Origin of the sequence: Silvimonas amylolytica, from assembly GCF_014645555.1 — a bacterium.
GTDB lineage: Bacteria > Pseudomonadota > Gammaproteobacteria > Burkholderiales > Chitinibacteraceae > Silvimonas > Silvimonas amylolytica.
On record NZ_BMLY01000006.1, the window covers coordinates 72,772 to 92,553 of the forward strand.

General features: G+C 56.9%; 21 protein-coding genes and 1 pseudogene. 16 read left to right on the forward strand and 6 right to left on the reverse strand.

The features are described from left to right. Positions 1 to 71 precede the first annotated feature (71 nt). Genes IEX44_RS16100 through yjgA form a run of 4 tightly spaced genes read right to left on the reverse strand, consistent with a single transcriptional unit; the run spans position 72 to position 2,560 of the window. Positions 72 to 752, reverse strand: a complete 681-nt coding sequence (locus tag IEX44_RS16100) for an alpha/beta hydrolase (RefSeq protein ID WP_229679235.1) — start codon at positions 750 to 752, stop codon at positions 72 to 74. A 3-nt stretch (positions 753 to 755) separates the two neighbouring features. Continuing rightward, entirely contained in the window at positions 756 to 1,337 is a 582-nt protein-coding gene (gene mog, locus IEX44_RS16105; protein ID WP_188696254.1) for a molybdopterin adenylyltransferase, read from the reverse strand. Then, positions 1,334 to 1,990, reverse strand: a complete 657-nt coding sequence (locus IEX44_RS16110) for an HAD family hydrolase (protein ID WP_188696257.1) — start codon at positions 1,988 to 1,990, stop codon at positions 1,334 to 1,336. Before IEX44_RS16110 ends, mog begins: the two co-directional genes overlap by 4 nt. A gap of 6 nt (positions 1,991 to 1,996) precedes the next feature. Next, the gene (yjgA, locus tag IEX44_RS16115; protein ID WP_188696259.1) at positions 1,997 to 2,560 is read right to left on the reverse strand and encodes a ribosome biogenesis factor YjgA; all 564 of its coding nucleotides are present in this window, start codon (positions 2,558 to 2,560) and stop codon (positions 1,997 to 1,999) included. Positions 2,561 to 2,652: 92 nt separating this feature from the next. Between yjgA and pmbA the strand changes: the two genes are divergently transcribed. Beyond that, the gene (pmbA, locus tag IEX44_RS16120; RefSeq protein ID WP_188696263.1) at positions 2,653 to 3,984 is read left to right on the forward strand and encodes a metalloprotease PmbA; all 1,332 of its coding nucleotides are present in this window, start codon (positions 2,653 to 2,655) and stop codon (positions 3,982 to 3,984) included. Continuing rightward, positions 3,981 to 4,613, forward strand: a complete 633-nt coding sequence (locus IEX44_RS16125) for a DNA-3-methyladenine glycosylase family protein (RefSeq protein WP_188696266.1) — start codon at positions 3,981 to 3,983, stop codon at positions 4,611 to 4,613. Before pmbA ends, IEX44_RS16125 begins: the two co-directional genes overlap by 4 nt. A gap of 24 nt (positions 4,614 to 4,637) precedes the next feature. Here the strand turns inward: IEX44_RS16125 and IEX44_RS16130 are convergent, their stop codons facing one another. After that, positions 4,638 to 5,066 carry a MarR family winged helix-turn-helix transcriptional regulator gene (locus tag IEX44_RS16130; RefSeq protein WP_188696270.1) on the reverse strand — a complete coding sequence of 143 codons (429 nt, stop codon included), beginning with the start codon at positions 5,064 to 5,066 and terminating at the stop codon, positions 4,638 to 4,640. A gap of 168 nt (positions 5,067 to 5,234) precedes the next feature. Between IEX44_RS16130 and IEX44_RS16135 the strand changes: the two genes are divergently transcribed. Beyond that, positions 5,235 to 6,377, forward strand: a complete 1,143-nt coding sequence (locus IEX44_RS16135) for an aminotransferase-like domain-containing protein (RefSeq protein ID WP_188696273.1) — start codon at positions 5,235 to 5,237, stop codon at positions 6,375 to 6,377. Between the two features lie 37 nt (positions 6,378 to 6,414). After that, the gene (locus IEX44_RS16140) at positions 6,415 to 6,825 is read left to right on the forward strand and encodes a hypothetical protein (RefSeq protein ID WP_188696275.1); all 411 of its coding nucleotides are present in this window, start codon (positions 6,415 to 6,417) and stop codon (positions 6,823 to 6,825) included. Between the two features lie 16 nt (positions 6,826 to 6,841). Here the strand turns inward: IEX44_RS16140 and IEX44_RS16145 are convergent, their stop codons facing one another. Continuing rightward, entirely contained in the window at positions 6,842 to 7,786 is a 945-nt protein-coding gene (locus IEX44_RS16145) for a LysR substrate-binding domain-containing protein (protein WP_188696279.1), read from the reverse strand. A 171-nt stretch (positions 7,787 to 7,957) separates the two neighbouring features. Here IEX44_RS16145 and IEX44_RS16150 point away from each other — a divergent pair, with 171 nt between their 5' ends. The 12 genes and pseudogenes from IEX44_RS16150 to IEX44_RS16205 all read left to right on the forward strand — a co-directional run bounded on the left by IEX44_RS16150 (position 7,958) and on the right by IEX44_RS16205 (position 19,777). Then, positions 7,958 to 8,941 carry a DMT family transporter gene (locus IEX44_RS16150; RefSeq protein WP_229679236.1) on the forward strand — a complete coding sequence of 328 codons (984 nt, stop codon included), beginning with the start codon at positions 7,958 to 7,960 and terminating at the stop codon, positions 8,939 to 8,941. Between the two features lie 207 nt (positions 8,942 to 9,148). Beyond that, positions 9,149 to 9,637 (forward strand): Lrp/AsnC ligand binding domain-containing protein, encoded by a 489-nt coding sequence (locus IEX44_RS16155; protein WP_188696282.1) that lies wholly within the window; start codon positions 9,149 to 9,151, stop codon positions 9,635 to 9,637. A 416-nt stretch (positions 9,638 to 10,053) separates the two neighbouring features. Further along, positions 10,054 to 11,163, forward strand: coding sequence for a branched-chain amino acid ABC transporter substrate-binding protein (locus tag IEX44_RS16160; protein ID WP_188696285.1), 1,110 nt, complete (start codon positions 10,054 to 10,056; stop codon positions 11,161 to 11,163). A gap of 163 nt (positions 11,164 to 11,326) precedes the next feature. Beyond that, the gene (locus IEX44_RS16165) at positions 11,327 to 12,241 is read left to right on the forward strand and encodes an ABC transporter permease subunit (protein ID WP_188696288.1); all 915 of its coding nucleotides are present in this window, start codon (positions 11,327 to 11,329) and stop codon (positions 12,239 to 12,241) included. Beyond that, a complete protein-coding gene (gene livM, locus IEX44_RS16170; protein ID WP_188696291.1) occupies positions 12,241 to 13,548 on the forward strand; it encodes a high-affinity branched-chain amino acid ABC transporter permease LivM in 1,308 nt (435 codons plus the stop codon). Before IEX44_RS16165 ends, livM begins: the two co-directional genes overlap by 1 nt. After that, the gene (locus IEX44_RS16175) at positions 13,545 to 14,372 is read left to right on the forward strand and encodes an ABC transporter ATP-binding protein (protein ID WP_188696294.1); all 828 of its coding nucleotides are present in this window, start codon (positions 13,545 to 13,547) and stop codon (positions 14,370 to 14,372) included. Before livM ends, IEX44_RS16175 begins: the two co-directional genes overlap by 4 nt. Before the next feature lie 11 nt (positions 14,373 to 14,383). Further along, a pseudogene (locus IEX44_RS16180) lies at positions 14,384 to 14,857 on the forward strand (ABC transporter ATP-binding protein); the annotation flags it as partial. 317 nt (positions 14,858 to 15,174) lie between these two features. Further along, on the forward strand, positions 15,175 to 16,080 hold the full coding sequence (locus tag IEX44_RS16185) for a DMT family transporter (RefSeq protein ID WP_188696296.1): 906 nt from the start codon (positions 15,175 to 15,177) through the stop codon (positions 16,078 to 16,080). 145 nt (positions 16,081 to 16,225) lie between these two features. Next, complete coding sequence (locus tag IEX44_RS16190) at positions 16,226 to 16,726, forward strand: low molecular weight protein-tyrosine-phosphatase (RefSeq protein ID WP_188696299.1); 501 nt, start codon at positions 16,226 to 16,228, stop codon at positions 16,724 to 16,726. A gap of 386 nt (positions 16,727 to 17,112) precedes the next feature. Then, a complete protein-coding gene (locus IEX44_RS16195) occupies positions 17,113 to 17,682 on the forward strand; it encodes a TMEM165/GDT1 family protein (RefSeq protein WP_229679238.1) in 570 nt (189 codons plus the stop codon). A gap of 232 nt (positions 17,683 to 17,914) precedes the next feature. Then, entirely contained in the window at positions 17,915 to 19,207 is a 1,293-nt protein-coding gene (locus IEX44_RS16200) for an NCS2 family permease (RefSeq protein WP_188696303.1), read from the forward strand. A 21-nt stretch (positions 19,208 to 19,228) separates the two neighbouring features. Next, entirely contained in the window at positions 19,229 to 19,777 is a 549-nt protein-coding gene (locus tag IEX44_RS16205) for an adenine phosphoribosyltransferase (RefSeq protein ID WP_188696306.1), read from the forward strand. Positions 19,778 to 19,782: the final 5 nt, after the last annotated feature.

The following is a 19,782-nucleotide window of genomic DNA, read 5'->3' on the forward strand; positions in this document are numbered from 1 at the left end:
GTCGCGATGTCATTGCAAAACGAAAGGCTTTGTCGGTCATCGACAAAGCCTTTTGTTTTGGGGCGAAATGATCAGCCGAGCACTTTGTTCAGGAACCGCCCGATTGCGTGGATTTCGGGCAAACAGACGGAATGTTGCATGGGCCAGTCATACCATTCCACCGGGTTGCCCAAGGCTTCTGTCGCGGCGCGGGCCCGGCGCCCGAGCGCCACCGGCACAACGGGGTCGGCCGTGCCGTGAGCGGCTAGCACCGGCGTGGTAGCGTTGATGGCGCTCCGGTTTTGTTCGATCAGAACCGGTGACGGCCAGTAAGTCGACAGTGCGACAATGCCGGCCAGTCGCTCCGGATAAGTCAGCCCGGCTGTGTACGCAATCGCGCCGCCTTGGGAAAAACCGGCCAGTACGATGCGATGGGTTGGCACTCCACGGGCGTTTTGATCCTTGACCAACGCCTCAACATCAAGCAGTGACTGCCGAATGCCATCTTCATCGGCATGGCGATCAATGTCCTCAAAATAGAGGATGTCGTACCACGCGCGCATGGTGTAGCCATTGTTGCAGGTGATGGGCATAAAGCGCGCATGCGGGAAAATGAAGCGTACGGCCAGATTGTCCGATAACCCCAATTCCGGTATGACGCCGGCAAAGTCACTGCCATCAGCACCCAGACCATGCATCCAGATCACGGCGGCGGTTGGATTGTCGCCGGTTTCTACCTCAATGGTGTCCAGCAAAGACGTGGTCGTACTCACGGTTCATTCCTGCGGTTTGATGGCGGATTTGGGGCGGAAAGCTGCGACCACGTCGGCACGTGTTTCGATATACGGGCCTTCCAGCAACTGAATGCAATACGGTACAGCGGCAAAGATACCCGGCACGATGACGTGATCCAGTCCGTCTTTGAGGCCTTCCAGCGTTTCGCGAATAGACTTGGGCTGACCAGGCAGATTCAGGATCAGGCAGCGCTTGCGAATCACGCCGACCTGGCGTGACAAAATAGCGGTCGGCACAAACTTCAGGCTGATCTGGCGCATTTGTTCGCCAAAGCCTGGCATTTCACGGTCCGCCACGGCCAGCGTTGCATCCGGGGTGACATCACGTAGCGCTGGCCCGGTGCCACCGGTCGTCAGCACCAGATCGCAGGCAAGTTCATCAACCAGTTCGATCAAGGTAGCTTCGATCACGGATTGTTCATCGGCAATCAGGCGGGTAACCGTTTCGAAAGGTGTGATGAGTGCGTTATGTAGCCATTGTTCCAGTGCAGGAATGCCTTTGTCCTCATAGACACCCTGCGAGGCGCGGTCAGAGACCGAAACCAGACCAATCCTGAATGTCATGGGCGCTGTTCCAGAATCAGCTCGGCGCCACTGCCCGGACGTAACGCCAGTTCTTCGTAGTGCGCAACTTTGGCACCAGCAAGACCGGTGGGTTCATGGCCGCTGGCGTGAAGAATGGCGACCACATTCATGCCGGCGGCGTGGGCCGAACGGATGCCTGCTTCGGCATCTTCAAAAGCGACGCAGCGCTCCGGAGGCAAACCGAGCAAGGCTGCGCCTTTCAGATAGGGCTCCGGGTGCGGCTTGCCACTTTGTACGTCGTCCGAACTGATCAGCAGATCAGGCACTGGCAGGCCGGCAGCGCGCAGCTTGGCTTGAGCAATGGCGCGGGAGGCAGACGTTACGACAGCCCAGCGGCCAGCAGGCAAGCTGGCCAGGAACGCCGCTGCACCGGGGATGGCGGGAATGTCTTCCATCATCTCCATTTCCTGCTCCAGCAGAGCAATCACTTCCGTTTTTGCATCCATATGCGGTGCGACGATCTCGATGGTCTCGGTACCTCGACGCCCATGCACATGCTGCATCAGGAAATCAAAATCAATGCCGTTCTTGATCGCCCAGCCATGCCAGATACGCTCAATCAGCACGGTGGAGTCGACCAGCGTGCCATCCATGTCAAACAGAAAACCTTCGCACTGCATTTGCCAACTCATTGGGGCTTATTCCTCGTCAGATTCGGGCAACGTGCCATCCGGATTGGGTTGCACCGGTTGGGCGAACTGTTCTTTCAAAAGCTGGAACAGCTCACGGAATGCCTTGGGTGGCTTTTGCTGCTCACGTTCCTTGACGGCATTACGGATCAGTTGGCGCAAATGCTGAACGTCAACGGCCGGATGTTCTGCCACGAAAGCTTCGACCGCTTTGGGTTCGGTCAGCATTTTTTCGCGCAGGCGTTCCAGCTTGTGCAACCAGGCATTGTGCTCGTCAGACTGCCCGGCAATACGCGCCAGCAAGGCACGGATCGGCTCGGGGTCGACTTCGCGCATCAGTTTGCCAATGTATTGTTTATGGCGGGCAATGGCACCATGTGCCTTGAGTCGCTTGGCTTCGCGGATGGCTGCCACCAGGCGTTCGGGCAGGCCAAGTGGTTCAAGCAGTTTGATGTCCAGCGGGATCAGTTCCGCACCTAGATCCTGCAGCGCGGTCATTTCGCGCTTCATCTGGGATTTGCTCACCAGTTCGACGTCATCGTCGTGCTGGTCGTAAGAGTCGTTATGTGCCATGTTTGGGGCCGTTACTGCAAAACCGCTATCATAACAAACTACGACATGGACCACGCCGCGGGCGTGCTTGCCAATCATCTAAAAGGAAAATCGTGTCCGGATTCAGTTTTAGCGAACAGCAACTGGCCGCCCTTGTTGGTCAGGTTCTGGATGAAGCCAAAAAGCAAGGCGCCAGTGATTGCGAAGTGGATATTTCCGAATCGTTTGGCCAGAACGTGAGCGTTCGCCTGGGCGATGTGGAAACCATTGAATACAACCGTGACAAGGGCATTGGCGTCACCGTGTTCCTCGGCAAGCAAAAGGGCCATGCCAGTACTTCTGATTTCTCTGGCCAGGCGCTTGCTGATACCGTGAAAGCCGCGCTGGCCATTGCGCGTTACACCGCAGCTGATGAGTACGCAGGCCTGCCGGATAAAAACCTGCTAGCGACCCATTTCCCTGATCTGGATCTCTACCACCCGTGGGATTTGCCGGTGGAAGACGCTATCCGGATTGCCACCGATTGCGAAGATGCGGCGCGTGGCGTTGACCCGCGCATCACCAATTCCGAAGGGGGATCGGCGTCCACTCATGCTTCGCGCTGGGCGTATGGCAACTCGCTGGGTTTTGTCGGTGCGGGTACGGGCTCACGCTATGGCGTCTCGGCAGCGGTGATCGCTGAAGACGAAAGCGGTATGCAGCGCGATTACTGGTACACCAGCATGCGCGATCCCAAAGACCTCGAACCGGCAGTGATCGTCGGGCGCAAGGCGGGTGAGCGTGCATTGCGTCGTCTTGGTGCACGTCGCGTGAAAACCGGCGAGTACCCGGTGTTGTTTGAAGCTTCGCTGGCGTCCTCTTTGCTGGGTAACTGGGTCAACGCGGTGAGCGGTAGCAGCCTGTATCGCAAATCGTCGTTCTTGCTCGATAGTCTGGGCAAGCCAGTGTTTGCGCCGTGCGTGACCATCGTTGATGATCCGTTCCTGAAGAAGGGGCTGGGGAGCGGTGCGTTCGATGCGGAAGGTGTGGCCACCCAAAGGCGCACGGTGATTGATGCCGGCATACAACAGGGTTATTTCCTGTCCAGTTACAGTGCGCGCAAGCTGGGGATGCAAAGTACCGGCAATGCCGGGGGCGCGCACAACCTGATCGTGACGCCCACTGCGTCGTTTGACGAGTTGCTGGCCGAACTGGGCACTGGTTTGCTCGTGACTGAATTGCTGGGGCACGGCACCAATATGGTCACGGGCGATTACTCGCGCGGTGCGGCCGGTTTCTGGGTGGAAAACGGCCAGATTCAATACCCGGTGGAAGAGATCACTGTCGCGGGTAATCTGAGGGATATGTTCCTGAACGTGATTGGCGTAGGTAGCGACATTCAGTTGTCATCCAGCCGCCGCATTGGCTCAGTGTTGATCAGCAGCATGACCGTGGCGGGTGAATGACCGGCACCCCGCGCCCGCCGTATTGGGATGAAGCCACCGCCGCGCTTGCGGTGGCGGACCCAGTGCTGGGAAGGCTGATTGCGCAGTTTCCCAATGTCAGCTTGCGCGGGCGGGGAGACGCCTGGCAGACGCTGGCGCGTTCTATTGTCGGGCAGCAGATTTCGGTGAAAGCGGCAGAGTCGGTGTGGAACCGTTTTTTGCTGGCACTGGGCGGCGAGTTATCGAGTGCAGCCGTACTTGCCTTGCAAACCGCGCAACTGCGCGAATGCGGGCTTTCCGGACGCAAGGTTGAATATCTGCAGGATCTATCCCGGCACCACATTGAAGGGCGGCTGGATATGTCGCTCTGGCAGGGCTGGGACGATGAGACAGTGATCAAGGAACTGGTGGCAATCCGGGGTATTGGCCGCTGGACTGCGGAGATGTTCCTGATGTTCTCCATGCTACGGCCCAATATCCTGCCGCTGGATGATATCGGCGTAATCAACGCGATCGCCCGGCTGTACAACAATGGGGAACGCATGCCGCCCAAAGCCATGCGAGACCTGGCAGAGCGCTGGCAGCCATGGCGCAGTGTGGCGACGTGGTATCTGTGGCGCAGCCTGGAAGCAACACCGATCGAGTATTAAGCGGGCGCAGTCACGCCCGCATGATTAACCAACTCGCTTCGCCATCGCCTTCATCACGGCTTCCCAGCCCTGAACGGCCTGTGGGCCACATTGGGCGAAGACTTCGCCCAGCATCGCAAACTGGGGTGAGGAGAGGGCGGATTCCAGTTGCGCGCCAGCTTCGGTCAAACTCAGGCATTTCACGCGGCGGTCTTCCACATCAGGCGCGGTTTCTACCAGCCCGGCTTCGACCAGTGCTTTGAGCGGGCCATGCACGGCTTGTTTGCTCACGCCCAGCTTTTCCAGTAGTTCGTTCACCGCAATGCCAGGGTCTCGTCCGATGAAATGCAGCAAGCGATGATGAACCCGGTTCCAGCCACGTTGATCCAGCAAGGCATCGGGTGCGGCGGTAAAGGCGCGGTAGGCGTAAAACAGCAGTTCCTGCGCTTCGCTGAGAGCACGTTTGGTGGTCATGAAGGAATTGGCAACTGTTATGGTTGATATGGTGGGTCAATGATATTGACAATCTGCCCGCAGGGAAACAAGATATGGTCAAATATATTGACCTAACCGTTTGTTTATGTTGTTTTCTTGGCCACTTTGCGGACCGAAACGCATAAAACAGATGCTGGAGACTCTGCCATGTTTGCCAAGCGTATCGAACGCCTCACCTCGTCGCTGGTGCGCGACATTCTTGCCGCGGCCAGCCGCCCGGGTGTGATTTCTTTTGCTGGCGGCCTGCCGGCGGAGGAAGCGTTATATCGACCAGATCTGGCACAAGTGCAATCTGCGCAGCAACTCAATTGCTGGCAATACGGTCAGACGGAAGGTGAGCCGCAATTGCGTGAAGCCATTGCTGCGGAAGCCCGGGCCCTTGGCATTGCCTGTGAGGCAAGTCAGGTGCTGGTGCTGTCGGGTTCACAGCAGGGGATTGATCTCGTCTCCAAGCTGTTCATTGAGGAAGGGACGCGCGTACTGGTTGAAGCGCCGGCTTATCTGGCGGCGGTCCAGTCATTTCGCTTGTTTGGTGCGGATTTCCTGCCGGTAACGGTCGACCCGACGGCGGGCCCGGATAACCAGTCTTTCAAGGTAGCACTCGAACAAGCTCAACTGGCTTATCTCACGCCGACGTTCCAGAATCCTTCCGGATATTGTTACCCGGATGAACAACGTGACCGTATTGCTGCGGCACTGGATACGGCAGGTGTGCCGCTGTTTGAAGACGACCCTTATCGCGAGCTGGCCTTTGATGGTGCGGCCCCGCAACCGATCGTTGGGCGTTTGAAGCATGCGCCGTGGGTGTATCAAGGTTCTTTCTCGAAAACCCTGGCACCGGGTTTGCGTCTGGGTTTTTTGATCGCGCACCCGATACTCGTCCCGCATTTGACCCGACTGAAACAGGCTGCCGACCTGCATAGTAATCGTCTCAGTCAGCACCTCATTTTGCAGGCACTGCAAGGTGGTTTGCACGAACATGTGGCGCAAATCTTGCCAATCTACCGCGAACGGCGTGATGCCATGCATGTTGCGTTACAACGCCATCTGGGCGATCTGGTGACCTGGCAAAAACCGGTCGGCGGCTTGTTCTTCTGGGTGCAGTTCAAACAACCCGTAGATACCCACGCATTAATGAAACAAGCACTGGAGGCAGGGGTCGCCATCATGCCGGGCGATGCGTTTTACACAGAAAAGCCTGCGCTGAGTTGCCTGCGCCTCAATTTCAGTCACTCCACCCCGCAGGATATTGAAGAGGGCATGGCCCGGCTTGCCAGCTTGCTGCGCTGATTTACAATGCCGCGGTAGCCAGGGCGGAGTCGATAGCATGAATGCGGTAGTGACCAGCAAGTCGCAGAAGTGGCAGATGTGGTTGTTATTGGGTGTTTTCGTGGTTGGTGCAGCCAGCATGCTCATTGATGTCGTTGATGCTGGAGACCCTACCGCCAGTGTGCCGGTGATTACCCTTCAAGCGGGCATGCCGGTGGTGCCCACCAAGCCGGGCGCCTACGCCTGCGCATTTGCCGATACGGCGCACAATAGTGTGACCTACGTGCAAACAGGCCGACAGGACAAATTTCAGGCGCTGTTTGAAAGCCGCGAATGCCGGGAGTTGCCGCGCGATCAGCATTTGCAGGTAATTGCCGTTGATCAGGGCTACGTGCAAATCCGGGGCGCTGATCAGTATTTTGGCAAAGGTGCCTGGGCACCGCCAGGAATGCTCCAGCTGGCACAATGACTGATCGCTCGTGCTCTCAGTCTGCCAAAAGCGCACTCAGCCAGCGAGCCGCAGCCGTGCCCGCAGGGTGTGAGTCCCATACCATGTGCAATTGCAGATTGACGGTTTCTTGCAACGGCCGCATGGCTACGCCTGGCATGCTCACCTGACGGTAGCCGTTCGGCAGTAGTGCCAGGCCCAGCCCCTGACCAATCAGCGTCAGCGCACTAAGCGGGCTCTGCACGATATGCGCCACGCGTGGTATGAAACCGTGGGCGAGGCAAACGGTGTTGAGAAAACCATTGTTAAAGGCCTCACCGGTCTCGTAGTGAATCATGTCCAGTTGCGCCAGTTGTTTGAGTGAAACGGCGGGTTGTGCTGTCAGGGCGTGGTCGGCGGGCAGCGCCAGACACAGGGGCTCGCGCTGGATCAACTGGTGTGAAAGTCTGCGCGGTGCGGTATCTCCACTCAAATACCAGAACCCGGCATCCAGCTCACGCGAGAGCAACGCGTCGATCTGTGCTTGCGGGCTTAATTCCTGGTAATGAAATTGCAGGCCTGGTTTGGTGGCCGCAGCAGCAGACAGTTGTGCTGGCAGGGTACTGGTCAGTGCCGCAGCGCTGAGGCCCAGATTGACACAACCACTCACCAGCTGATCGACATCACAAACCTGCGCGATGGACTGCCGAACCTGGGCAAACAACTGTTGCAATTCACGCGCCAGTTTTTCACCCGCTGGTGTGAGCAACACTGCGTTCTGCCGGCGAATGACCAGTGGCACGCTGATCAGGTCTTCCAGCTCTCTCACCTGCCGTACCAGGGTCGGCTGGGACATGCGCAATGCCACCGCTGCGTGCGCGAAGTTCCGTTCAGCTGCAACGGCATGAAAAGCGTGAAGCAATAACAGGTTGACCTTGTCAGTGCCGGCGGGCGGCACGAACGATTGCGCCCCAAGCAGGGCGGCGAGAGCGGGCATGTTCATGGCGATGGTGGGCGCAAAGCCGCTGATCCAGAGAAAACAAACCCGTATTTTCGGGATAGCAACGCCACGGCTCTATCGGATAACCCGGATTTCTGAGAATGCCACTTCCTGGGGGGCGAGGATGCAGTGTTGCGCCATTGCGGTAAACCCGCAGCGTGCCGGGTCTGCATCGTGCGCTATGCTGCTGCAATCAGTGGCACGGAGAAACCGGTGTTTGCAGGCATTGTGTATGGCGTGATGGCGGGTGCATTGTGGGGCGTGATTTTTCTGGTGCCCCGCGTTTTGTCCATGTTCAGTGCGACGGAACTGATGGTGGGGCGCTATGTGGCTTACGGCATTGTTTCCCTGGTGTTCTTGCTGCCCGTTGCGCGGCGCGTCTTGCCCCGTCTGGACAGGCGTGACTGGTTCACCCTGTTTTGGCTCAGCGTAGCCGGGAACCTCATCTACTACTTCATGCTGGCCATTGCCGTGCAGCGTGTCGGCGTAGCAGCCACTTCACTCGTCATTGGTATGCTACCCGTGCTGGTGACGCTGGCTGGCAGTACCGATCACAATGCGGTGCCGTTGCGCCGGCTTGCCTTGCCCCTGGCTGCCATTGTGCTGGGTGTGCTGTGTAACGGCGCCGATGTGCTTACTGCCCGGTTGCCCGCCGATTACGCCCAAAGCACGGGTGCAAGGCTGCTTGGGCTGGGTGCAGCGGTGGCGGCTTTGCTGAGCTGGAGCGCCTATGCCATTGGTAATGCACGCTTTCTGATGCGGCGCAGTGATATGTCCAGCCATGACTGGTCTTTGTTGATGGGCGTGACGACCGGCGCATTGGCCTTGCTGACAGGGGTGCTGGTGCTGGGCCCGTCGGCGGCCTCGCATCATGTGGCGAGGCCCTGGGGCTGGTTTACGCTGGCCATGTTTGCGATTGCGATCGGTGCCTCCATGGTTGGCACGGGGCTGTGGAATGCTGCGACACGCCGGCTGCCGCTTACACTGGGTGGCCAGATGATCATTTTTGAAACCATCTTTGCGCTGTTTTACGGCTTTTGTTACGACGCCCGTTTGCCACGTCCGCTAGAACTGGCGGCCATTTTCCTGTTGCTTGGCGGTGTGGCCGGATCGTCATGGGCCCATGCTGCGCGTCACGCACCGGAACATCCGGGTTAACGCGGTTTGATAGTTGGTCGATCATCTTTCAAAGATTCTTGTGCTGGAAATCCCCAACTACGCAGCACAATGTACTGCGGTATTTTTGCAACTCAGAAATAACAAATTGTTCCTTGTCAAAAAATTGGTTTATCGTCCTGCATCATTGATGCGTGATGCAGCGGAGTCTGCTTCACGTGGGCTAAAGCAAAGCACGACGGGGATCGCATGGCCAAGCTGGATCAGATAGACCTGGAAATTCTGGAAAACCTGCAGCAAGAAGGGCGCATGACTAATGTGGCGTTGGCCAAAAAGGTCGGCCTCTCCACTACGCCTTGCCTTGAGCGCGTTCGATCGCTGGAAGAGTCTGGCGTCATCAAGGGCTACGCTGCCCAGTTGTCGACTGAGAAACTGGGTTTGGGCTTGATGGTGTTTGTCGAGGTTTCGATGGAGAAAACATCGGAAGCGGCATTTGACGAGTTCCGCAAGGCCGTACTGGATATTCCGGAAATCCTGGAGTGTTTCATGATCGCCGGTGGTTTTGACTACTTGTTGAAAATCCGTGTGCCGGATATGGGGTCTTACCGCTCATTTCTGGGGAAAGTATTGAGTAGCGTACCCGGCATTCGGGTCACGCATAGCTATACCGTGATGGAAGAGGTCAAAGAAACCACGTCGGTGTCATTAGGGCATCTGGTGCATCGCAATGGGGATTGAGCCAAAGCCACAATATTCAATTTCAGATAATCATTATTTGATAATTAATATCAGTCGTAACTGATTTAATCAAAACAGTTAAAAAAGTTAGAACTAGTTAGAACAGTTAGAACAGTTAGAACAGTTAGAACAGTTAGAACAATCAAAATTAACAAGCTGGTGGAATACCCGATTTGTATCAGACTGGGTACAAATCGATAGGCTGGACCGGAAATCAAGAGTGCAATGCTTTGCCGGGTGAGTTCATCGGCAAGGTCACAAGCAAGCGCGTGCCAGCGGACATAGATCCGTACGCTTGCTGTTTTCCGGCGAGAAGTCATGCTTGTGTTGCAGCCGTAAATGGCTGGAGCCGGCTCTGTGCATGCCTTTCGCTGACTCTTTCAAGTGGGTTTTTCTTTTTTGGAGACGAGGAAATCATGAAAGCGGCATTGAAAAAAAGCGTTGTGATTGCAGGCTTTGGTTTGCTGGGTATGCTGTCCGCACCTGCATGGGCTGACTATTCTGTAGGGATTGCCGGTCCAATGACTGGCGAATATGCATCTGCAGGTGCGCAGATCCGTGCTGGTGCAGAAATGGCCGTGGCTGATATCAATGCCAAAGGCGGCGTATTAGGCCAGAAAATCAAACTTGAAATTGGCGACGACGCATGTGATCCGAAACAGGCTGTTTCTGTTGCCAATGCCATGGTGAATAAACATATTGTGTTCATGCATGGTCACTGGTGTTCCAGTTCTACCATTCCGGCGTCGGATATCTATAACGATGCCCAGATTCCGATGGCCACGGTGTCTACCAACCCTAAAGTCACCGAACGCGGTCTGAAGAATATTTTCCGCATCATGGGTCGTGATGACCAGCAGGGCGGCGTGGGCGGCGGCTTCCTGGCAGAACATTTTGGCAGCAAAAAAATAGCCGTGGTGGATGACAAGAGTGCTTACGGTAAAGGTCTGGCCGACGAAATGGCCAAAGGCATGCAAGCCAAGGGCGCAAAGCCGGTGCTGCGAGAGTCTATTACCGCTGGTGAAAAAGATTACTCCGGCCTGATCACCAAGCTCAAAGCCGCGGGCATTGAAGTGGTGGCCTACGGTGGTTATCACACAGAAGTCGCGCTGATTCTGCGCCAGGCTCAACAAGCTGGTTTGAAGCTGACCATCATGGGCGGCGACACCATGAGCAACAACGAAATCGTGACGGCTGCCGGTGGTGATAACGCCAATAATGTCCTGTTTACCTTTGCGCCGGATTCACGTCTGGAGCCGGGTGCGGCAGATGTGGTCAAGCGCTTCCGTGACAAAAAAGTCGAGCCAGATGGTTATGTGCTGTACGCCTACGCGGCCATGCAGTTGTTCCAGCAAGCCGCAGAGAAAGCCAAGAGCGTCAAGTACGCGGATCTGGATAAGGCGATTGCCAATGGCTCGTTCAACACAGTGGTGGGTACGCTGTCGTTTGATGCCAAGGGCGACCTGAAAGTCCCGGCTTTCCGCGTGTATCAGTGGAAAGGCAACAAATATGAGTACTTCAAGTAAGTCGTGACGGGTGAGCGGTGAGGTGTAAACCGTTGGCGTGCCCTTGGTACGCGGGTTGTCACTTCACCGTGCTGGCAAGTAATCCGATAAGGGCAAGGGCGCGAAAAAAGGGACGTTTCCCGCATCACGCCCGCCCTTACTCCTCACACCTCACGGAGTAACCATGGGGCAGTTCATTCAACAGTTGATCAACGGCCTCACGCTGGGTGCGGTCTATGGCTTGATCGCTCTGGGTTATACGATGGTGTACGGCATCATCGGCATGATCAATTTCGCCCACGGCGATATCTATATGGTTAGTGCGATTATTTCCGTTACCGCGCTGACCCTCATGAGCGCATTGGGTATTAGCGCCGTGCCACTGGTTCTGGCGCTGGTACTCATCATTGCCATTGCATTTACCTCTGTGTATGGCTGGGCGGTGGAGCGTACGGCGTATCGTCCGCTGCGCAATGCCTCACGCCTCGCGCCCCTTATTTCTGCCATCGGGATGTCGATCTTCCTGCAGAACATGGTGCAGGTGACACAAGGTGCCCGTGTCAAACCCGTGCCCACCTTGATGCCTGGTGGTATTGAGCTCTTTACTCACGCAGGGTTCTCGGTGCATCTGGCTTACACGCAAATCATGATCTGTGTGGTGACCGTGGTGCTGATGGTCGCGTTTACCGGTTTGATCACCCGTACTTCATTTGGCCGTCAGCAGCGGGCCTGCGAGCAAGACCGCACCATGGCGTCCTTGCTGGGCATCGACGTCGATAAAACCATCTCTTACACCTTCATGCTGGGGGCCGCGCTGGCCGCTGTGGCGGGTGTTATGGTCACTGTTTATTACGGTGTGGTGGATTTCTCGATTGGGTTTGTGGCTGGTATCAAGGCGTTTACTGCTGCCGTATTGGGTGGTGTAGGTTCTTTGCCGGGCGCCATGCTCGGTGGTGTGCTGATCGGGTTGATTGAATCGTACTGGAGCGCGTATCTCTCACCGGAATACAAAGACGTGGCGACGTTCGTCATTCTGATTCTGGTGCTCATGTTCCGTCCCAGCGGTTTGCTGGGGCGTCCTGAAGTGGAGAAAGTCTGATGAGCGCGCATGCGGTACAACAATCGTCCGGCATGCTGCTGGCGGACAGGCTCAAAGACGCAGTGCGCATCGGCGTTGTGGCTTTGTTGCTGGGTATCCCGATGCTGGGGCTCACCACTGCTGATCAAGGTGCAGGCTTGCAAGTGCTGACGCGCTGGCCCTTGCTGGCGCAATTTGTCGGCGTCGTGTTTTTTGGGCGACTCAGTCTGCAGTGGCTGGTTTCGCATTTTCACTTGCGCAAGCTGCAACGCCAGCGTGTCGCGGCCAAAACAGCGGTGGCGCAAGAGCGGCCGTGGCTCAAATGGCTGGGTGCGCTGGCACTGGCCATTGCGGTGGGCTTGCCCATTGCGTTTTCCGGTAATCGCTATGTGATCGATACCGCGACCACGGTGCTGATTTACGTCATGCTCGGCTGGGGTCTGAATGTCGTGGTCGGCCTGGCCGGCCTGCTGGATCTGGGCTATGTGGCCTTCTATGCCGTGGGTGCCTACAGCTACGGTTTGCTGTCCACCTTGTTTGGGTGGGGTTTCTGGGAAACGCTACCCGTCGCGGGCGGTATGGCGGCACTGTTTGGTGTATTGCTGGGCTGGCCGACATTGCGTTTGCGCGGTGATTACCTGGCCATTGTCACGCTGGGTTTTGGCGAGATCATCCGGATCATCCTGGTAAACTGGACCGATTTCTCTGGCGGCCCGAACGGGATCAACTCAATCCCGCGCCCAGGCTTCTTTGGGCTTGAATTCAAGCCACCCGGCGACACGCCCACCTTTGCCTCGTTTTTCCATCTGGAATATTCGGCCAACCACCGCGTTGTGTTCCTGTACTACCTGATCCTGATGCTTGCGCTTCTGACCAACGTATTCGTATCGCGCCTGCGCCGCTTGCCCGTGGGTATGGCATGGGAAGCCGTGCGGGAAGACGAACTGGCTTGCAAGGCGCTGGGTATCAACGTGACGGGGGTGAAACTCTCTGCCTATGCCATCGGTGCCATGTTGGGCGGCTTTGCGGGCGTATTCTTCGCTGCACGCCAGGGGTTTATCTCGCCCGAGAGCTTTGTGTTTTCAGAATCGGCCACGATCCTGGCCATCGTCGTGCTGGGCGGGCGGGGCAGCCAGTTGGGTGTGGTATTTGCGGCGCTCTTGCTGGTGGTGCTGCCGGAGCTGGGGCGTGATTTCTCTGACTACCGCATGCTGTTGTTCGGCGCGGCGATGGTGCTGATTATGGTGTGGCGTCCAGGCGGCCTTGTGGCACGCAGGGAGCCAACCATCCAGATTGAAACCCCGGCTGTGCAAGGAGCGACGACATGATCGAGACGCCGCAAAACACCTTGCTGGAAGTCAACAACCTGACCATGCGCTTTGGTGGCTTGACCGCGCTGGATGATCTCTCGCTGGCCGTGCCGGCTGGCAAGGTCACGTCCATCATCGGCCCCAACGGCGCGGGCAAAACCACGTTCTTTAACTGTCTGACCGGGTTCTACAAGCCCACAGTGGGTGACGTGGTCATGCATCACCCACAACATGGCAAGCTCATCCTTAACCAGTTGGCAACGCACCGCGTCGCGCGCCATGCCGGCGTAGTGCGCACTTTCCAGAATATCCGGCTGTTCCCCAGCATGACGGTGCTGGAAAACCTGATGGTGGCGCAATACAACGCCCTGCAGCGCGCATCGCGTTTCTCGCTGGCGGGCTTGTTGGGCTTGTCGGGCTATCGGCGGGCCAACGAAGAAGCGCTTGCCAAGGCGACAACCTGGCTGGAACGGCTGGGGCTGATTGATCGCGCCAATGTGGCGGCCGGTAACCTTTCTTATGGCACGCAACGGCGTATCGAAATTGCCCGCGCGCTCTGCGTGGACCCGCTGCTGTTGTGCCTGGATGAACCTGCTGCCGGCCTGAACCCACGTGAATCGGCAGAACTCAACGAGCTTTTGCTGTATCTCTCGCGGGAACACGACAAAGGTATTTTGTTGATTGAGCACGATATGAGTGTGGTGATGCGCGTTTCTGATCAGATCTGCGTACTGAACTTTGGCCACAAGATCGCTCAGGGTACGCCGCATGAAATCCAGCACGACCCTAATGTGATCAAGGCCTATCTGGGCGAAGAAGAAACCGAAGAGGTCAGCGCATGAGCATGTTGACGATGAAGGGCGTACACGCTCATTACGGCGCCATCCACGCCTTGCGCGGTGTAGATCTGACGGTGGAGCAGGGTGAAATTGTCACGCTGATCGGGGCGAACGGCGCGGGTAAATCCACATTGATGATGACCCTGTTTGGCCAGCCACGGGCTTCGGAAGGGGAAATCCGGTTTCAGGATCAAAACCTGCTTAAGGTGACGACGCACCAGATCGCCCGCAAGGGCATTGCGCTGGTGCCAGAGGGCAGGCGGATTTTCCAGCGCATGACCGTGCTGGAGAACCTGCAGATGGGTAGTACTTTTGCTGACCAGGCGCATTATCAGGACGATCTGACACGCATGTATCAGATGTTCCCGATTCTTGAGCAACGCCTGACCCAACGCGCCGGCACCTTGTCTGGTGGCGAGCAGCAAATGCTGGCCATTGCCCGTGCCCTGATGAGCCGACCGCAATTGTTGTTGCTGGATGAACCCTCGCTGGGCCTGGCACCGATTTATATCCGCCAGGTGTTCCGTATCATCAAGGAGCTCAATGAGGCGTGGGGTATGACCATTTTACTGGTCGAACAAAACGCCCATCACGCGCTGCGGGTTGCGCATCGGGGTTACGTGCTACAACATGGTGCGATTGTGCTGGCGGGTACTGGCAAAGAATTGCTGGAAAACCCGCAGGTGCGCGCGGCTTATCTGGAGAGCGGGGCGCACGCCTGACCTGGCCAGCCCACAAACCGGCAGCGCACAGACGCTGCCGGTTTTTTCCGCCTTTTACTTCTCACTCTGGTCGATTTGCCCTCATGACTTTCAATCGCTATACGTTGTTCCTGATCGTTTCCATGGCGCTGGTGGGCAGCAATGTCGGAATAGGCAAATCGATTGTCATGGTTGTGCCAGTGATGCTGTTTGCATTGCTGCGCTTTATAGTGGGCGTTGGCATTTTGTTGCCGCGTTATCGCATCAGTCGCATGCGTCAGGTGAGTCGAAAACAGTGGTTTGGCCTGTTTTTGCAGGCACTGTTCGGGACGTTCCTGTTTACGCTGCTGATGCTGAGCGGCGTACAGCGCACTACCGCGCTGGCCGCGGGCGTGATTACCAGCACCATTCCTGCAGTCGTGCTGATTTTGTCCTGGATTTTTCTGCGTGAGCGTCTGGGCCATCGGGCCATCATTGCCGTTGGGCTCGCGGTGCTGGGCATGGTGATCATTAATGTGACGCGCGCCGGTAGCGGTGGGAGTGGTTCGCTGGCCGGCAACCTGATGGTGGCAGGGGCCGTGGTCTGCGAATCGATCTACGTGATCCTCTCTCGCCGCCTCACCCAATCGCTGCCTGCGATTGATATTTGCGCCTATACGCATCTGATTGGTCTGATGCTGATGCTGCCACTCGGGGTGCCCGCGTTGATCCACTTTGATTTGACCAGTGTTGACCTTGGTACATGGCTGCTGGTGTTCTGGTATGGCCTTGCAGCCAGCGTGTTGTCGTTCTGGTTATGGATGAAGGGCATTCGCCATATTCCGGCACAAAAAGCCGGGGTATTTACGGCGGCGCTGCCCGTGGCGGCGGTGAGTTACGCCGTCTTGTTCCTGCATGAACAACCGATGCTGGCACATGCGGTTGCGCTGGTATGTGTGCTGGCGGCGATTTTCCTTGTCAGTTGGCAAGCACCGGAGTCCCCGGTCGCCAAAGCGCCACCTTTGGTCTGAACCATGTGTGGGATAACCGCATCAGGGCGGCGCCGTATGGTCCCGTTTCAAACGAATGTTGTGTTTCAGGTGTTAAGATGATGTTCTGCATTGCGCCAGCAAAGGGCTGGCGTGGTGGTTCAATTCTTGTAAAACGCCTGATTGCATGAACACCAAGAAAAAATTCCGCGTTCTCTTCGTTTGCACCGGCAACATCTGCCGCAGCCCGACTGCTGACGGTGTCATGCGCCAACTGGTGCGCAAAGCTGGTCTGCAAGAGCGCGTGGATATCGACTCTGCTGGCACGGATGACTATCACGTCAGTGAGGCGCCGGATCGCCGTGCGCAACAGCATGCCCGCAAGCGTGGTTATGACTTGTCGTTTTTGCGCGCGCGCCAGGTGCATAAGCCCGATTTTTCGCAGTTCGACTTGATCCTGGCCATGGATAAAGGGCATTTCACCCGCCTGGAACGCCAGTGCCCGGCTGAGTATCGTGATCGCCTGAAGATGTTTCTGGATTTTGCCGCAGGGCAAGCAGGCAAGGATGTGCCTGATCCTTATTACGGTGGGCCGGATGGTTTCGAGCATGTGCTTGATCTGGTAGAGGCCGGCTGCGATGGGCTGGTCAAGCATATTGAACAAGTGCTGGCTGCGCCTCAGGAATGACAACGCCTGCATTTCACCGGCCGGAAATCACGCCAGCCGGATCATGATCGGGTCAAAAAACAAAGCGGCGCTGAGTGTGCCGCTTTGTTTTTGTGGCTGCATCGCAGTGACAGGCAGGTTTCACACAGACTGCCGACTGCGGCAATCCCCAGGTCGCGGGTACAAGTTGTAAGGTTGAACTGAAAGCTTGGCCGGAGTAAACTGCGCACCTTTTGGTCTTCAGGAAAGTATTTCCCGTTGATCGCGGCAGCACCTGAAAGTCGCTCGCAAAACGGATTGATCGCGCCGTATGGCCGTCAGCCTTTTTTGCCAGCGGCTTTGTTGCTGTTGCGGCCGGAAAATCAAACATGCTCTTCGTTGAGGCGTTTTTCTGAACACACAAACAGATGATTGACGCATTTCTCGTTTCCACCGGCGTGGTTGCCATCGCCGAGATGGGCGACAAAACCCAACTTCTGGCGCTGGTGCTTGCCGCGCGGTTCCGTAAACCGCTGCCCATCGTCGCGGGCATTTTTGCGGCCACTATTTTCAATCACTTCGCGGCTGGCTGGATCGGCGTGCTGCTGGCTGGTTTTATCTCGCACGAGGTCTTGCGCTGGGTAGTCGGTTTTGGCTTTCTGGCCATCGCCGCCTGGGCGCTGATTCCTGATCAATATGAAGAGGGCGAGAGCCCGATCAAGGCACATGGCGCGTTTATCGCCACAGCGCTCACGTTTTTTCTTGCCGAAATGGGCGACAAAACGCAAATTGCCACGATTGCCCTTGCTGTTAAATACCAACCGTTGTGGCAGGTGATCGCCGGTACCACACTGGGCATGTTGCTGGCTGATGTGCCAGCGGTATTTGTGGGTAAGTGGATCAGCGCTCGCATGCATGTATTGCGCTACGTCCGCTTTGTCGCCGCGGCGATTTTCGCCCTGATGGGCGCATTGGCTCTGTCCGGCGTGGGTGGTTAGACCACACCGGTTTCTGATCTGGCTCACAACGCATGGGCCGGACATGTTGTTGAACTTGCACTGACCTGGCTGTACGCATCGGAGAAACCGAAAGTAAAAAAATGGGATGGCGCAGTAGATGTTGTGCCCAACTGGCAAACACCATCTGGCAGGCGCTATAAACCATTATTCAATGAGCGTTTTTAACGCGACAAACATGTAGTCAGGATAATTTCAAACCGGGGAAAAAGAGATGCTCGAAGCGTTCTTCAAACTCAAGGAACATGGTACCGACGTCCGGACCGAAGTTCTGGCAGGTTTCACCACCTTTTTGACGATGGCATACATCATCTTCGTCAATCCTTCCATCCTGTCCATTACGGGCATGGACTTCAACGCCGTATTCGTGGCGACATGTATTGCCGCGGCCACCGGCTCGCTGGTCATGGGCCTTGTGGCCAATTACCCGATCGCGCTGGCGCCGGGCATGGGCCTGAACGCTTACTTCACCTTCACTGTGTGCAAGGGCATGGGTGTGCCCTGGCAAGTGGCGCTGGGTGCGGTGTTTATCTCCGGTATCATTTTCCTGGTGGTGAGCCTCTTCAAGGTGCGTGAGGCAATCGTGAATGCGATTCCGCACTCGCTCAAGCTGGCCATTTCTGCCGGCGTGGGCATTTTCCTGGCCTTGATCGCCCTCAAGAGCGCAGGTGTTGTGGTGGGCTCGCCTGCAACGCTGGTGACGCTGGGTAACATCCACGCACCCACCACGCTGCTGGCCGTGCTGGGTTTCTTCCTGATCGTGGCGCTGGAATACCGTCGTATTCCGGGCTCCATCATCATTTCTATCCTGGCCGTGACGGTGATCTCGGTCCTGATGGGTCTCTCCAAGTTCCTTGGTGTCATGTCCGCACCGCCGTCGATCGCTCCGACCTTCCTGCAAATGGATCTGCATGGCGCGCTGAACGCCGGCCTGCTGGGCGTGATCTTCGTGTTCTTCTTTGTGGATCTGTTTGATACCACTGGTACGCTGATCGGCGTGTCGCACCGCGCAGGCTTGCTGGATAAAGATGGCAAGCTGCCGCGCCTGAAGCGCGCCCTGATGGCTGATAGCTCAGCCATTGTGGTTGGTTCTGTGCTGGGTACCTCGTCCACAACCGCTTATATTGAATCTGCAGCGGGCACCGCCGTAGGTGGTCGTACTGGCCTGACTGCTGTGGTGGTGGCGATCCTGTTCCTGATTTCGCTGGTGTTCGCACCGCTGGCCAACTCGGTGCCGGCTTTCGCGACCGCTCCGGCGCTGTGCTATGTGGCTGTGCTGATGGCCCGTGGTCTGGCCGAGATCGAATGGAACGATCTGACCGAATCTGCCCCGGCAGTCATGACAGCGCTGGCTATTCCGTTTACTTACTCGATCGCAGACGGTATTGCGATCGGCTTTATCAGCTACGTGGCCATCAAGTTGCTGGCTGGCCGCCTGCGTGATCTGTCGCCCGCCGTGGTGGTAATCGCACTGTTGTGGCTGGTGAAATTTGCCTTCTTTGGCTGATCCACTTCAAGGTTTTCCAGGATGAATGAACCGCTTTACGCCGACTATATCCAGTCGCATATCCGTACCGTGCCAGACTGGCCGCAGCCTGGTGTGATGTTTCGCGACATCACGCCGCTGCTCCAGGACCCCAAGCTCTTCCGGGTGCTGGTTGATACGTTTGTCCATCGGTATATGGATGCCAAGCTGGATGTGGTTGCAGGCGTAGATGCGCGTGGGTTCATCCTGGGTGCCGTGGTGGCCTATGAACTGAATCTGGGTTTCGTGCCGATCCGCAAGAAAGGCAAGCTTCCCTATCTGACCGTGGCAGAGGAATACGAACTGGAATACGGTTCGGCCACGGTCGAAATCCACACCGATGCCTGCAAGGCGGGCGATCGGGTTCTGTTGATCGACGATCTGGTGGCCACCGGCGGCACCATGCTCGCGGCCTACAATCTGCTGCACCGCCTTGGCGCGACGGTGGTTGAAGGTGCGGCGATTGTCGATCTGCCAGAACTGGGCGGTTCCAAACTGATCCGGGATCAGGGTTTGCCGCTGTTTACCATTTGTGATTTTGCCGGACATTGATCGGG

What these genes read in the sequence shown, in the direction of transcription:
- mog (WP_188696254.1), bottom strand. Translation starts at nt 1,337, where the DNA reads ATGACATTCAGGATTGGTCTGGTTTCGGTCTCTGACCGCGCCTCGCAG.
- IEX44_RS16110 (WP_188696257.1), bottom strand. Translation starts at nt 1,990, where the DNA reads ATGAGTTGGCAAATGCAGTGCGAAGGTTTTCTGTTTGACATGGATGGC.
- yjgA (WP_188696259.1), bottom strand. Translation starts at nt 2,560, where the DNA reads ATGGCACATAACGACTCTTACGACCAGCACGACGATGACGTCGAACTG.
- IEX44_RS16125 (WP_188696266.1), top strand. Translation starts at nt 3,981, where the DNA reads ATGACCGGCACCCCGCGCCCGCCGTATTGGGATGAAGCCACCGCCGCG.
- IEX44_RS16130 (WP_188696270.1), bottom strand. Translation starts at nt 5,066, where the DNA reads ATGACCACCAAACGTGCTCTCAGCGAAGCGCAGGAACTGCTGTTTTAC.
- IEX44_RS16135 (WP_188696273.1), top strand. Translation starts at nt 5,235, where the DNA reads ATGTTTGCCAAGCGTATCGAACGCCTCACCTCGTCGCTGGTGCGCGAC.
- IEX44_RS16140 (WP_188696275.1), top strand. Translation starts at nt 6,415, where the DNA reads ATGAATGCGGTAGTGACCAGCAAGTCGCAGAAGTGGCAGATGTGGTTG.
- IEX44_RS16145 (WP_188696279.1), bottom strand. Translation starts at nt 7,786, where the DNA reads ATGAACATGCCCGCTCTCGCCGCCCTGCTTGGGGCGCAATCGTTCGTG.
- IEX44_RS16155 (WP_188696282.1), top strand. Translation starts at nt 9,149, where the DNA reads ATGGCCAAGCTGGATCAGATAGACCTGGAAATTCTGGAAAACCTGCAG.
- IEX44_RS16160 (WP_188696285.1), top strand. Translation starts at nt 10,054, where the DNA reads ATGAAAGCGGCATTGAAAAAAAGCGTTGTGATTGCAGGCTTTGGTTTG.
- IEX44_RS16165 (WP_188696288.1), top strand. Translation starts at nt 11,327, where the DNA reads ATGGGGCAGTTCATTCAACAGTTGATCAACGGCCTCACGCTGGGTGCG.
- livM (WP_188696291.1), top strand. Translation starts at nt 12,241, where the DNA reads ATGAGCGCGCATGCGGTACAACAATCGTCCGGCATGCTGCTGGCGGAC.
- IEX44_RS16175 (WP_188696294.1), top strand. Translation starts at nt 13,545, where the DNA reads ATGATCGAGACGCCGCAAAACACCTTGCTGGAAGTCAACAACCTGACC.
- IEX44_RS16185 (WP_188696296.1), top strand. Translation starts at nt 15,175, where the DNA reads ATGACTTTCAATCGCTATACGTTGTTCCTGATCGTTTCCATGGCGCTG.
- IEX44_RS16190 (WP_188696299.1), top strand. Translation starts at nt 16,226, where the DNA reads ATGAACACCAAGAAAAAATTCCGCGTTCTCTTCGTTTGCACCGGCAAC.
- IEX44_RS16195 (WP_229679238.1), top strand. Translation starts at nt 17,113, where the DNA reads ATGATTGACGCATTTCTCGTTTCCACCGGCGTGGTTGCCATCGCCGAG.
- IEX44_RS16200 (WP_188696303.1), top strand. Translation starts at nt 17,915, where the DNA reads ATGCTCGAAGCGTTCTTCAAACTCAAGGAACATGGTACCGACGTCCGG.
- IEX44_RS16205 (WP_188696306.1), top strand. Translation starts at nt 19,229, where the DNA reads ATGAATGAACCGCTTTACGCCGACTATATCCAGTCGCATATCCGTACC.